This is a genomic window from Kitasatospora sp. NPDC127111 (assembly GCF_042677465.1).
Lineage (GTDB): Bacteria > Actinomycetota > Actinomycetes > Streptomycetales > Streptomycetaceae > Kitasatospora.
The window spans coordinates 22,817-35,650 of record NZ_JBHXTG010000053.1; the positions used below are offsets into that span (position 1 = coordinate 22,817).

General features: G+C 76.5%; 8 protein-coding genes. 6 read left to right on the top strand and 2 right to left on the bottom strand.

Features of this window, described 5'->3' with window-relative positions; genetic code table 11:
* The first annotated feature begins 109 nt into the window (after positions 1-109).
* Both ACFVHB_RS27365 and ACFVHB_RS27370 read left to right on the top strand, forming a co-directional pair.
* Positions 110-3,487: an amino acid adenylation domain-containing protein gene (locus ACFVHB_RS27365; RefSeq protein WP_380327522.1), complete on the top strand. Its 3,378-nt coding sequence runs from the start codon at positions 110-112 to the stop codon at positions 3,485-3,487.
* Positions 3,484-3,789: an acyl carrier protein gene (locus tag ACFVHB_RS27370; RefSeq protein WP_380327524.1), complete on the top strand. Its 306-nt coding sequence runs from the start codon at positions 3,484-3,486 to the stop codon at positions 3,787-3,789. The genes ACFVHB_RS27365 and ACFVHB_RS27370 overlap by 4 nt, the downstream gene beginning before the upstream one ends.
* Before the next feature lie 122 nt (positions 3,790-3,911).
* On the opposite strand, the gene ACFVHB_RS27375 is transcribed toward ACFVHB_RS27370, so the two are convergent.
* Positions 3,912-5,381, bottom strand: coding sequence for a hypothetical protein (locus ACFVHB_RS27375; RefSeq protein ID WP_380327526.1), 1,470 nt, complete (start codon positions 5,379-5,381; stop codon positions 3,912-3,914).
* A gap of 876 nt (positions 5,382-6,257) precedes the next feature.
* Here ACFVHB_RS27375 and ACFVHB_RS27380 point away from each other — a divergent pair.
* The gene (locus tag ACFVHB_RS27380; protein ID WP_380327528.1) at positions 6,258-7,823 is read left to right on the top strand and encodes a multicopper oxidase family protein; all 1,566 of its coding nucleotides are present in this window, start codon (positions 6,258-6,260) and stop codon (positions 7,821-7,823) included.
* A 139-nt stretch (positions 7,824-7,962) separates the two neighbouring features.
* On the top strand, positions 7,963-10,029 hold the full coding sequence (ligA, locus tag ACFVHB_RS27385; protein WP_380327530.1) for an NAD-dependent DNA ligase LigA: 2,067 nt from the start codon (positions 7,963-7,965) through the stop codon (positions 10,027-10,029).
* Positions 10,030-10,143: 114 nt separating this feature from the next.
* Here ligA and ACFVHB_RS27390 read toward each other — a convergent pair whose 3' ends face one another.
* The gene (locus ACFVHB_RS27390; protein WP_380327532.1) at positions 10,144-10,809 is read right to left on the bottom strand and encodes an HAD-IA family hydrolase; all 666 of its coding nucleotides are present in this window, start codon (positions 10,807-10,809) and stop codon (positions 10,144-10,146) included.
* Positions 10,810-11,077: 268 nt separating this feature from the next.
* Between ACFVHB_RS27390 and ACFVHB_RS27395 the strand changes: the two genes are divergently transcribed.
* Both ACFVHB_RS27395 and ACFVHB_RS27400 read left to right on the top strand, forming a co-directional pair.
* Positions 11,078-11,848, top strand: coding sequence for a putative protein N(5)-glutamine methyltransferase (locus tag ACFVHB_RS27395; RefSeq protein WP_380327534.1), 771 nt, complete (start codon positions 11,078-11,080; stop codon positions 11,846-11,848).
* Positions 11,849-11,947: 99 nt separating this feature from the next.
* Positions 11,948-12,751 carry a GNAT family N-acetyltransferase gene (locus ACFVHB_RS27400; protein ID WP_380327536.1) on the top strand — a complete coding sequence of 268 codons (804 nt, stop codon included), beginning with the start codon at positions 11,948-11,950 and terminating at the stop codon, positions 12,749-12,751.
* Positions 12,752-12,834: the final 83 nt, after the last annotated feature.

Consider the following 12,834-nt stretch of genomic DNA (forward strand, 5'->3'; position numbering starts at 1 on the left):
GGCCCACCCGCCGTCGCCCGGATCCGCCGTCACCCGGGCCGCCGCGGCGTGCCTCGCGCCTCCCTCTCCCCGTGGCAACCTCCCGACCCGACCCTGAAGCGAGTTGTCGATGCCTGAGCACATCCCGGAACCGAGGCCGATCACGGACGCGGCCGCAGCCGTCCCCGCGTCCCTCGCCCAGCAGGGCATCTGGCTCACCGAACGCCTCGGCGCCGCCCGTACCGGCTTCCACCTGCCGCTGCTGATCACCTTCGACCGGGTGGACACCGCCGCCCTGATCGCCGCCTGCGCCGCCGTCGTCGAGCGGCACCCGGCGCTGCGCGCGAGGCTGGTCGAGCACGAGGGCCGGCTCGAACTCCAGCCCGCCGCAGCCGGTTTCGCCGTCACCGAGCTCGACGCGGCCGCCGGCGGCTCCGGCAGCTTGGACGGCTCCGGCGGCGCAGGCGGCCCAGGCGGCCCGGCCGAGCTGCTCGCCGAGGAGACCCTCCGGCCGTTCGACCTGGCCACCGGCCCGCTCGCCCGCTTCAGCCTCGTCCACGGCCCCGACGGGCGCGCTGACCTGCTGGTCGTCGCCCACCACGCCGTGTTCGACGGCATCTCCAAGGACGTCCTGGTCGCCGACCTGGCCACGGCCTACAACGCCCTGGTCGCCGGCACGCCGGCACCCACCACGGGCACCCGCCGCTTCCCGAGCGCGCCCGCACCGGACGAGGCGCTGGTCCGGGAGGCCGCCGACTGGTTCGGCCCGCGTTGGTCCGACTCCGCCGACGTGCTGCTGCCCGGCGTCCGCCGGACGGCGCACGGCGCCGGCCCCGGCGAGGCCGTCACCCGCACACTGGACGCCGCCGCGCTCGGCGCGGCCGCCCGCGCCTGCGGGGTGACCACCTTCGAGTTCCTGCTGACCGCCGTGCACGCGCTGCTCCGCCGCTACGGCAACACCGACACCCCGGTGTCCCTGCCGCTCTCCACCCGGACGCCCGAACTGGCCGGCGAGATCGGCCTGTTCGTCAACGAGCTGCCGCACCACGCGCCGGCCGACGGCGAGCCGGCCGGAGGCTTCGCCGGGTTCGCCACCGCCGTCCGGGCCGGGCTGCGCGAGCTGTACCGGTTCCGGACGGTGCCGCTCGGCGCCGCCGTCGGCGGGCTCACCCCGCGCGTCGGCCTCACCCCGGTCTCCTTCGGCTACCGGCGCCGCACCGGCGGCCAGGCGGTCACTCCCGGCGGGGCGGTCACTCCCGGCGGGGCGGTCACTCCCGGCGGGGCGGTCACTCCCGGCGGGGCGGCCACTCCCGGCGGGGCGGTCATGCCCGGTCAGGCGGGGGAGCCGGCCTTCACCGGCACCGAAGCCCGCGTCGACCGGATGCTGTTCAACCGGACCGCGCGCAACACCCTGCACATCCAGGTGGTCGACGACCCCGACGGCTGCCGGCTCAGCCTTCAGTACGACCCGTCCGTCCTGGCCCCCGAGGCGGCGCAGCGGATCGCCGGACACTTCGAGACCCTGCTCGGCGCCGCGATCGCCGACCCGGCCACCCCCGTCGACGCCCTGCCGCTGCTCGGCGCCGACGAGCTCCACCTGGTCACCGAGGCGTGGAACGACACCGCCCGCCGCTACCCGGCGGACCGCACCGTCGTCGACCTGTTCGACGCGCAGGCCGAGGCCGCCCCGCGGGCCGTCGCCGTCACCGCCGCCGACGCCACCCTCGACTACCGCGAACTGCGCGAACGGTCCGTCGAACTGGCGGGCCGGCTGGCCGCGCTGGGCATCGGCGCCGGCTCCCTGGTCGCGCTCCACCTCGACCGCACCTCCCGGCTCCCGGTGGCCCTGCTCGCCGTCCTCCGCACCGGGGCCGGCTACCTCCCGCTCGACCCCGGTTACCCCGCCGACCGGCTGGCCTTCGTCCTCGCCGACTCCGGCGCCGCCCTGCTGCTCACCGACGGTGACCTGGCTCCCGAGGTGGCGGCCGCCGCACCCGTGGTGCTGCGGCTGGACGAGCCGGTGAGCCCCGGGGCCGCGTTCGAGCCGACCACCGCCCCCGGCCCGCAGGACCGCGCGTACGTCCTCTACACCTCCGGTTCGACCGGTGTGCCCAAGGGCGTCGAGGTCGGGCACCGGGCCCTGGTCAACCTGCTCAGCTCGTTCGCCGACCGGCTCGGCTCCGGCGCGGACGACGTGTGGCTCGGCCTCACCTCGCTCTCCTTCGACATCTCCGGTCTGGAGCTCTACCTGCCGCTGGTCACCGGCGGGCGGCTGGTGCTCGCGCCGGACGGGCTCGCGCTGGACGGCCCGGGCCTGAACGCCCTGATCCGCCGCGAGGGCGTCACCCACGTCCAGGCCACGCCCTCCGGCTGGCGGGTGATCCTGACCGGTGCGAGCGCGGACCCGGACCCGGCCGCGGACCCGGCCGCGGACCAGGGCTCGGCCGCGGACCAGGGCCCGGCCGCCGGCACCGGCGTGGCCGCCGTCACCGGCCTGGTCGGCGGTGAGGCGCTGCCGCTGCCGCTCGCCCGCGAGCTGCGGGCGCGCACCGCACGGCTGTTCAACGTGTACGGGCCCACCGAGACCACCGTCTGGTCGACCTGCGCGGAGATCCCGGCCGAGGCGGAGTCGGTGGGCATCGGCCGCCCGATCGCCAACACCCGCGCCTACGTGCTCGATCCGCACCGCCGCCCGCTGCCCGTCGGCGTCGCCGGCGAGCTGTACCTGGGCGGGGACGGCGTCGCCCACGGCTACCTCGGCCGGCCCGAGCTGACCGCCGAGCGCTTCGTCGAGGACCCGTTCGGACCACCCGGCTCCCGGCTCTACCGGACCGGCGACCTGGCCGCCTGGACGGCGGGGGGCGAGCTCGACTTCCTCGGGCGGGTCGACCACCAGGTCAAGATCCGCGGGCACCGGATCGAGCTCGGCGAGATCGAGGCCCGGCTGCTCGACCACCCGGCCGTCGGCGAGGCCGCCGTCACCGTCGACCAGGACGCCGCCGGTGAGCCGCGCCTGCTCGCCCACCTGGTGATCGACCCGTCGGCCACGGAACCGCCGGCCCCCGCCGAGCTGCGCGAGCACCTGCGGCGGACGCTGCCCGGCTTCATGGTGCCGCAGCTGTTCGTGCCGCTGGCCGCGATGCCGCTCACCCCCAACGGCAAGCTCGACCGCCGAGCCCTGCCCGCGCCCGGCGACGTCGGTCCTGCGGCGGGACCACCGGCCGAACCGGGGCCCTGCTCCGTCGCGGCGGCCCCGCTCGACCCGGTCACCCCGGTCGACCCGCTCGATCCGGTCGCGGCCGAGCTCGCGGAGATCTGCTCGGACGTGCTCGGCATCGCGGACATCGGCGGGGACGAGGACCTGTTCGACCTCGGCGCCCACTCGCTGGTGTTCATCCAGATCGCCGCCCGGATCCGCAAGTCGTTCGGCGTGGAGATCGACCTCGACGTCTTCTTCGACACCCCGACCGTGGCCGAGATCGCCGAGGCCGTCAAGGAGCTGACATGACCGACCAGTTGGACACCGGGCGGGGGACCGGCCTGCTGGCCGCGCTCGCCGGCATCGTCTCCGAGGCCAGCGACGGCGAGCTGACCGCCGCCGAGCTGCTGGCCGCCGCCGACACGCCGTTCGTCGCCCTCGGCATCGGCTCGCTCGTCCAACTGCGCCTGGTGGACGCGGTGGAGACCCGCTACGAGGTGTTCCTCGACCTCGACGGGGACGGTGACTTCCTGCGCAGTCTCAGCGCGCTCGCCGAACACCTGGTGGCCGGCCACGGCATCGCGGAACAGGCGGGGGGCGCCCCGGGCTGAGCGTCGGAGCGGCGGCGTGACGGCCCCCGGGCCGCCCTCGGGCGAGTCCGGGGGCCTCGGCGTGTCCAGCACGCCGGGTGTCCGCCACACCGGGGGACCGGTGCGGGGGAGCGGTGCCGGGCTCAGCCCGCCGCGGCGGCCGTCACCCGGTCCTCGACGGCGCGCAGGAACGGCTCCACCCCGTCCGCCGGGAAGTACCGGGTGTCCACCAGGAGGGTGGCGACCGCCTCGCCGTCCCGGTGCGCCAGGCCGAAGAAGAACTTGCTGTCCTGCCGCGCCCACCGCGACCGCCAACCGAACCGCCCGGCCGGAGCCTCCTCCGGCGCCCCCGGCTCGGCCAGCTGGCCGCCGACGGACGGGCGCTCCGGCTCGCGGTGGTCGTTGAAGAGCGCGTTGAGGTCGATCCCGGTGCCGCGCCGCTTCTCCTCCGCGAGTACGGCCGCCGCGAGCGCCCCCGGGTCGTAGTGCCCGTGCCGGGAGGTCTGCAGCTGGGCCCGCCAGGCCTGCCGGGCGAGGTCGTCGAAGCCGCCCGCCGTGCCGAGGACGACCAGCCCGTTCTGGGCGAAGGCGCCGACCGCCGTGCGCTGGGGCTCGCTCACCCGGTTGCCGAGGATCACTTTCAGCGGCACCGCCGCGGCCCCCGTGCGCGCGCCCAGTTCCAGGCCGACGGCCGCCAGCACGACGGCGCTGGCGGAGGTGCCGGTGCGCACCGCGGCGGCCCGGCTCGCCAGGTCGAGCCGGGGACAGACCAGCCCGCCCTCCCACCACCGCTCGGGCTCGCCGGGGCCGGCCTCCGCGGGCCAGAGCGAGGCCGGGATCCCGGCGAGCTGTCGGCTCCAGAGGGCGACGGCCGCCGCGCTCCGGGCGGTGGCCTGCGGGCCCGCCTCGTACGCGGCCTGTTCCCTCGGCTGCCGGCCCGGCACCGGGGGCGGCAGGGTGCCCGGGCGGCGGCGCTGCTGGGCGAGGAGGCGGCGCAGGTCGTCCCGGACCACCTGGGCGCCGGTGCCGTCGGCGGCGATGTGGGCGACGGTGAGCACGGCCCCGGCGACCAGCCCGTCCACCAGGACGGCACTGACCCGCACCGGCAGGCCGTCTCCGTCGGGGCCGTCGGCCGGTGCCGCCGGTGCGGGGTCCGCGAGCAGCTGGAACCGGACGGCCCGGTCCTGCGCGGCGAGCCGCTCCAGGACGGCGGGCAGCGGTTCGCCGTCCGGCGCCCGGACCAGCCGGACGCGCAGCAGGCCGGCGCCTTGCAACAGTTGGTCCAGCGCGCCGTCGGGGCCGGTGCGGTAGAGCGTGCGGAGCGATTCGTGCCGTTCCAGCAGCGCCCGCACCGCCGCGCCGAAGGCGGCCGGCTCGACGGGGTGGCGCAGCTCCACGGGCAGCGCGATGTTGAAGTAGTGGTCGTCCGGGGCGTACCAGGAGATCGGTGCCCAGATCGTCCGCTGTCCCCACGTCGCCGGGCCGGTGCCGTGCGGGAGCCCCTCGAAGCGGACCTCGACCGCCTCGTCCTCCGGCCGCCCGTTCGCGAGCCGGCCGTCCTCCGGCCGCCCGTTCGCGAGCCGCCCGTGCGCAGGCCGTGCGCCGTCGTCCATCGGCATGTCCCCCGTCCGCGTCCACCTGAAATGGTTCAGACCAATATGTGGTTCCGGATCCTAGGCCACCGGCCGGCGCCCGGCTACCGTCGGTCCACCGGCCACCGCCGGTCCGTCCGGCTACCGGGCCGTCCGTCCGGCCACCGGCGGTCCGCGCGGCGAACGCACCGACGCCCCGGAGGCGCCCGCCGCCCCGGAATCGCCCGCACCGGGGCTACGCCGGGTGGGTGAGCCCGCCGACCGCGACCGACCGGCTCCGCGCCATCACGGCCGAGCCGCTCGGCGGGGCGCCGACCGGCCGGCACGGGAGGCACCCGGAGGCCGCCTGGCCGAGGACCGCCGGACCGGCTCCGGCACCCGGGCCTTTCGGTCCTTGTCATGCGGGTCCGACAAGGAGAGGCTGCCCGTGGAACCGCCCGGCGTGGGAAGCACGGAAGGAGAGCCCTGGACATGGCCGAGCCGACCGTGCCGCTCTCCCGCCACGTGAGCCCCCGGTGGGAGCCCGGCGGCGCACCGGGCCGCCCGCGGCGCCGCCGCGACGGACGCCCGGGCCGGATGATCACCGGTGGAGCGCCCCCGGCGGTCTGCCCGCCCCCGGCCACCCCGCCGCACATAGCCCGGGCGGCCACCGCCACGACCGGCGCCGTCGGCCTTCACGGCTGACGGCGGCACGCACCCGGTCCGGGCCCGTGCCACGACCTTCGGGGCGTCGGCACCGAGCGGCCGGCCGCCGCCCCGCCCTCCCCACCGTTCCGGTGGCCGGACGTCCTGCCCGGTCGTCGGTGCCGCGCCGTACGAGGACCGTGCGCCGTCACCGTGCCGCCGGCATGCGACTCCCCACCACGCCAGCACACCGATGACGAGGTGCACTCGACCATGCGCACACCCACCCGCCGCGCCCTCCTCGGCGCCGCCGTGGCCACCGTCGGCAGCGGCCTGCTCGCCGCCTGCTCGGACCGGACGAGCGGCGCGGACCGCACCGGCCCCCGCGGCGAGCAGGCGTCGCCCCCCGCCGGCGACCACCCCGCGTCCCAGACCGCGGAGGTCGCCGCCGCCGAGGCCAGGCGGCACCCGGGCCCCGAACGCCGGGTGCGGCTCCTCGCCGCGGAGACCCGGCTCGACCTCGGCGGACGCAGCGTCACCTCCTGGGCCTACGGCGACCGGTTGCCCGGCCCGGAGATCCGGGTCACCGCCGGCGACACCCTCGCCCTCACCCTCGCCAACCACCTGCCCCGGGCCACGACGATGCACTGGCACGGCCTGGAGCTGCGCAACGACATGGACGGCGTGCCGGGCCTGACCCAGGACCCGGTCGAGCCCGGCGCCTCCTTCGAGTACCGCTTCGCGATCACCAACCCCGGGACGTACTGGTTCCACCCGCACACCGGCGTCCAGCTCGACCGCGGACTCTACGGGGCCCTGATCGTCGACGACCCCCACGAGCCCCTCCGCTACGACAAGGAGTGGGTGGTGGTGCTGGACGACTGGCTCGACGGCGTCGACGGCAGTACGCCCGACGACGTGCTGGCCGAGCTCACCAGGAGTTCCGGCGGCGCCCACGGAGAGCACGGGGAGCACGGCACCAGCGGCGCGCCGGGGGCCGCACCCCCGGGCCCCTCCCGGGTGGGAACGGGAATGACCAGCGAACTGCTGGGCGGCGAGGCCGGCCACGTCGTCTATCCGTACTACCTGATCAACGGTCGCACCGCCGACAGTCCGGAGACCTTCACCGCCAGGCCGGGCGACCGCATCCGCATCCGGATCGTCAACGCCGGCGCCGACACCGCCTTCCGGGTCGCGCTCGGCGGCCACGAGCTGACCGTCACCCACACCGACGGCTTCCCGGTCGAGCACACCACCACCCAGGCGCTGCTGATCGGCATGGGCGAGCGCTACGACGTCCTGGTGACCGCGGGGGACGGGGTCTTCCCGCTGACCGCCCTCGCCGAGGGCAAGGACGCCACCGCCCTCGCCGTGCTGCGCACCGGCAACGGCGCCGCCCCGCCCCCCGCCGTCCGCGTCGGCGAGCTGTCCGGGAAGCTGGTGACCTCCGCCCAGCTCAGCGCCGGCGCGGCCGTCCGCCTCCCGGCGAAGGACCCGGACCGGACCCTGCCGCTGCGGCTCACCGGCCGGGTGGCGGACTTCAACTGGGCCTTCGACGGCCGGCCGTACGATCCCTCGCAGCGCCACCTGGTGCGGCAGGGCGAACGGGTCCGGCTGGTGCTCACCAACTCCTCGGCGATGTGGCACCCCGTCCACCTGCACGGCCACACGTTCGAGCTGCCCGGGGGCGGTCCGCGCAAGGACACCGCGATCGTGCTGCCGAGGAGCAGCCTCGCCGTCGACTTCGACGCCGGCAATCCGGGCCAGTGGATGCTCCACTGCCACAACCTGTTCCACGCGGAGAGCGGCATGATGGCGGTGCTCGGCTACGCGACCTGACGGCCCGCTCCGGCACCCGGCGGCCCGGCCGCCCAGGCCGCCGCCGGGCGCCGTCCGGGCCGCCGACCTGCGGTTCCGCCGCCTCCCGCGACCCGGCGCCCCGGCCCGATTGTCAGTGGCGGGCGCGATGATGGGCGGTATGAAGGACGCAGCCACCATGGCCTCTCCCGCTGCCCTGGCGTCTCCGGACGCCTACGCCGACGCCGTCGCCACCGCCGTACGGGCCGCCGCGGCGTACTACGCCGACGGCTCCACCCCGCTCGGCGACGACGAGTACGACGCCCTGGTGCGCGCCATCGAGGCGTACGAGGCCGAGCACCCCGGGGAGGTCCTCCCGGACTCGCCGACCGGCAAGGTGGCCGGCGGTGCGGTGGTGGGCGACGTCCCGCACTCGGTGCCGATGCTCTCGCTGGACAACGTGTTCTCGGCGGAGGAGCTGGAGTCCTGGGCGGCCGGCCTGGAACGGCGGCTGGGCCGGCCGGTCGCGGCCTGGTGCGTGGAGCCGAAGCTCGACGGCCTCGCCGTCGCCGCCCGCTACCGGGCCGGCCGGCTCACCCAGCTGCTGACCCGCGGCGACGGCCTGGCCGGAGAGGACATCACCCACGCCGCCGACGCCGTCCTCGGCCTGCCCGAGCGGCTCACCGAGCCGGTCGACGTCGAGCTGCGCGGCGAGGTCCTGCTCACCCAGGAGCAGTTCGAGCACGCCAACGCCGTCCGCACCGAGCACGGCGCCACCCCGTTCGCCCACCCGCGCAGCGGCGCCGCGGGCACCCTGCGCGCCAAGGACCGCCCGTACCGGATCGAGCTCACCTTCTTCGCCTACAGCGCCGTCGGCCTGCCCGGCCTCGGCCACACCGAGCTGCTGGCCCGGCTCGCCGGCCTCGGCGCGGGCACCGCGGCCGCCACCGCCGCCGACCCGCGGCGCTGCACCACGCTGGACGAGGTCCGGCAGCGGATCGACGAGATCGCCGCGCTGCGCGCCGCGCTGCCGTTCGGCATCGACGGGGTGGTGGTGAAGGCCGACGCGGTCGCCGACCAGGAGGAGGCCGGCTCCGGCTCCCGGGCCCCGCGCTGGGCGGTCGCCCGCAAACTGCAGGCCCAGCACAAGGTGACCAGGCTGCTCGGGGTCGAGTGGAACGTCGGGCGGACGGGCATCATCGCGCCCCGCGCCGTCCTGGAGCCGGTGGTCATCGACGGCGTCACCGTCACCTACGCCACCCTGCACAACCCGGCGGACATCGAGCGCCGCGGCCTGATGCTCGGCGACCAGGTGTTCGTCTACCGCGCCGGCGACGTCATCCCGCGCGTCGAGGCGCCGCTGGTGGACGAGCGCACCGGCGCCGAGCAGCCGATCGAGTTCCCGCGGTCCTGCCCGCGCTGCGGCGACGCCATCGACACCTCCGAGCAGCGCTGGCGCTGCGTGCGCGGCCGCGGCTGCCAGGCCGTCGCCTCGATCATCTACGCCGCCGGGCGCGACCAGCTGGACATCGAGGGGCTCGGCGGCACCCGGGCCGTCCAGCTGGTCGAGGCCGGGCTGGTCGCCGACCTCGCCGACCTCTTCACCCTCACCCGCGAGCAGCTGCTCACCCTGGACCGGATGGGCGACACCAGTGCCGACAACCTGCTCGCCGCCATCGAGACCGCCCGCTCCCAGCCGCTGAACCGGGTGTTCTGCGCCCTCGGCATCCGTGGCACCGGCCGGACGATGTCGCGCCGGATAGCGGCGTACTTCGGCAGCATGGCGGCGATCCGGGCCGCCGACGCCGAGGCGCTGGCCGGGGTGGACGGCATCGGGGTCGAGAAGGCGGCCGTCATCGTCGCCGAACTCGCCGACGTGGCCGGTCTGTTGGACCGGCTCGCGGCCCAGGGCGTGGGCACCGCGGTGACCGCGCCGGCCGCCGCCGCGACCACTACCGACGCGGCCGCGGAGGGTGCGGCGGGCGGCGCGTCCGCCGGGGCGTTGGCGGGCCGGAGCGTCGTGGTCACGGGCGCGATGACGGGCCCGCTCGGCGAGCTGTCCCGCAACGAGATGAACGAGCTGATCGAACGCGCCGGCGGCAAGGCGTCCTCCTCCGTCTCCAAGCGCACCGGCCTCCTGGTGGCCGGCGAGAAGGCGGGCTCCAAGCGCGCCAAGGCGGAGGAGCTCGGCATCCGCATCCTCACCCCGGAGGAGTTCGCCGAGCTGGTCGCCGAACACCTCGCCTGAGGGCCCCGGCGGCGGTTCGTCGCTCTCCGCTCGCCGGCCCCCGGCCGACGGCGTCCGGCCGGGGACGGACCGCCGGGGACGGACGGTCTCCCGGGGGCGTCCGACGGAACGGGCTCAGCGGGCCTCGTCCCCCTCCTCGGGCTCCGGACCGAGCAGGGGGGCGAGGGCTCGGCACAGGTCGGCGGGGGAGCGGTGGAGCACGGCGGTCATGCCGAGGCGGGCGGCGGCCGCCACGTTCTCGGGGCGGTCGTCCACGAAGAGGCAGCGGCCGGGAGTGGTGCCGGCCCGCTCCGCCGCGAGGTGGTAGATCCGCGGGTCGGGCTTGGCCGCGCCCACCCGGGAGCTGTTGACGACCGCGTCCGCGAGGTCGGCGAGGCCGAGCGCGGCGAGGTCCTCGTCCAGCCACGCGGTGGCGTTGGTGACGAGCAGGACCGGGCAGTGCCGCCGGGCCCGGCGGAGCAGGTCGACGACGGCGACGTCGGCCCGCGCCGGCGCCCGGGTGAAGGCGGCGGCCAGTCCGGCGGCACCGGGCGCCGCGACGCCGGCGGCGGTGAGCCGGTCGGTGACCGCCCGCGTCCACTCGTCGCGGGTGAGCCGGCCGAGGACGAGCCGCTCCCCGAGCTCCGCGTCGAACGCGATCCGCGCGGTGGCGCCCTCGGACAGGCCGGCGGCCGCTTCGAGACGGCCGGTCTCGCGGTGGTCGAAGAAGCGGATCACGCCGTCGATGTCGCACAGCACGGCGTCGAAGGGCGGCTTGCCGGAGCCGCTGGTGGTCGTCATCGCCCCTGGATACCAGCTCGGTCCCCGGGCGGCCAGCCCGCGTGCGATAGGGTGGCGGCGCCGAATGCAAGCGTGGACTCGGGGAGGTGAGACCCATTTCCGGTGTGTCGGAGCGGGTGCTCCCCGGGACCGGCCGTGACGGCGTGCCGCGCCACCCCTGACGGTGGCGGGCCCGTTCGGTGACGGCCCCTCGGGGAGCCCTGGCGGATGGTTCCTTTCTTCGCCTGTCTTTCGAGGGGTTCTCCCGTTGTCTGTTTTCTCTTCTTCAATGCTGCGTTCGTCGGTGGCCTCACGCCTGCGCGCGGCCGGGTGCGTGTTCGCCGAGGACGAGGCGCGCATCCTGCTGGAAGCCGCGGCCACGCCCGCGGAGCTGGCCGCGATGGTCCGCTCCCGTGCCCAGGGGCGGCCGCTGGAGCACGTGGTCGGCTGGGCCGAGTTCGGCGGGCTGCGGATCGCGGTGGAAGCGGGCGTCTTCGTGCCCCGGCGCCGCAGCGAGTTCCTGGTCGAGACGGCGGCCGGCCTGACGCCCGAGGGCGCGCTCGTGGTCGACCTGTGCTGCGGCAGCGGCGCCCTCGCGGCCGCACTGGCCGCCGTGGTCGGCCGGCCGGCCGAGGTGTACGCGGCGGACGTCGACGCGGCCGCCGTCCGCTGCGCCCGCCGGAACCTGGCCGGTGTCGGCGGCCGGGTGTTCCAGGGCGACCTGTTCGACCCGCTGCCCACCGCCCTGCGCGGCCGGGTGGACGTGCTGCTGGCCAACGTCCCGTACGTGCCCACCGGCGACATCGCGCTGTTGCCGACCGAGGCCCGCGTGCACGAGGCGCGGCCCGCGCTGGACGGCGGCGCGGACGGCCTGGACGTGCTGCGCCGGGTGGCGGGGGAGGCGCCGCGGTGGCTGGCGCCGGGCGGGTCGCTGCTGTTCGAGACCAGCGAGCGGCAGGCCCCGGCGGCGCTCGCCGTCGCCGGCTCGGCGGGGCTGGACGCCGCCCTGCACCGGTGCGAGGACCGCGACGCGACGGTGGTGGCCGCCACCCGTCGGTGACCGCGATCGCCGACGCGCCGCCGAACCGCGGGCCACTGACCTGCGGTGCACTCCGAATTGTGATTGCGCCGCACGTCAGGGCGGTGATGGAGTACGCGCATGAACACTGATCATGACGAGTTGCTCGCCCTGCTGGACACCCGGATGCGTCGCGGGGCCGAGCCCGGGACGCCCGCCGCCCGGATCGAGCACACGCCGCACGTGGTGCGCCAGAGCGGACCGGAGAGCGTCTGGAACGGCATCCTCTGGTCGGACCTCGACGCCGGGACGGCGGACGCGGCGATCGCCGAGCAGGTGCGTCACTACACCGGGCTCGGCCAGGACTTCGAGTGGACGCTGTACGGCCACGACCGCCCGGCCGACCTCGCCGACCGGCTGGTCGCGGCGGGCTTCACCGCTGACGAGCCCGAGACCCTGCTGGTCGCCGAGGTCGCCGACCTGGTCCGCCGGACGGAGGGGACGCGGGCGCCGGCCGGCGTCGAACTGCGCGAGGTCACCGACGAGGCCGGCGTGGCGCAGGTCGTCGCCGTCCACGAGGCGGCGTTCGGCACCGACGGCACCCGGCTGGGTCGCCGCATCCTGGCCCAGCTGGCCGCGACCCCGGAGACCTTCCGCGTCCACCTGGCGATCGCCCACCAGGACGGTCGCGAGATCCCGGTCTGCTCGGCCCGGATGGAGCTGCACCCCGGCACGGGCTTCGCCGGCCTCTGGGGCGGCGGCACCCTGGAGGACTGGCGGGGGCGCGGCGTCTACCGGGCGCTGGTCGCCCACCGCGCGCGGATCGCGGCCGACCTCGGGTACGAGTACCTCCGGGTCGACGCCTCCGACCAGAGCCGGCCGATCCTCGAACGTCTGGGCTTCGCCGCCCTCACCACCATGACCCCGTACCAGTACGAGCTCTGACCCGGCCCGTTCGGCGCCGCGCGGACCTCGTAGACGCGTGCATATGGAGCTGAGCTCCTCGGCCATGGCCCGGCCGCCCCGCA

Bases quoted from the DNA above. Each gene is read 5' to 3' on its own strand.
- ACFVHB_RS27395 (WP_380327534.1), top strand. From the start codon at position 11,078: ATGCTGCGTTCGTCGGTGGCCTCACGCCTGCGCGCGGCCGGGTGCGTG.
- ACFVHB_RS27365 (WP_380327522.1), top strand. From the start codon at position 110: ATGCCTGAGCACATCCCGGAACCGAGGCCGATCACGGACGCGGCCGCA.
- ligA (WP_380327530.1), top strand. From the start codon at position 7,963: ATGAAGGACGCAGCCACCATGGCCTCTCCCGCTGCCCTGGCGTCTCCG.
- ACFVHB_RS27380 (WP_380327528.1), top strand. From the start codon at position 6,258: ATGCGCACACCCACCCGCCGCGCCCTCCTCGGCGCCGCCGTGGCCACC.
- ACFVHB_RS27390 (WP_380327532.1), bottom strand. From the start codon at position 10,809: ATGACGACCACCAGCGGCTCCGGCAAGCCGCCCTTCGACGCCGTGCTG.
- ACFVHB_RS27370 (WP_380327524.1), top strand. From the start codon at position 3,484: ATGACCGACCAGTTGGACACCGGGCGGGGGACCGGCCTGCTGGCCGCG.
- ACFVHB_RS27375 (WP_380327526.1), bottom strand. From the start codon at position 5,381: ATGGACGACGGCGCACGGCCTGCGCACGGGCGGCTCGCGAACGGGCGG.
- ACFVHB_RS27400 (WP_380327536.1), top strand. From the start codon at position 11,948: ATGAACACTGATCATGACGAGTTGCTCGCCCTGCTGGACACCCGGATG.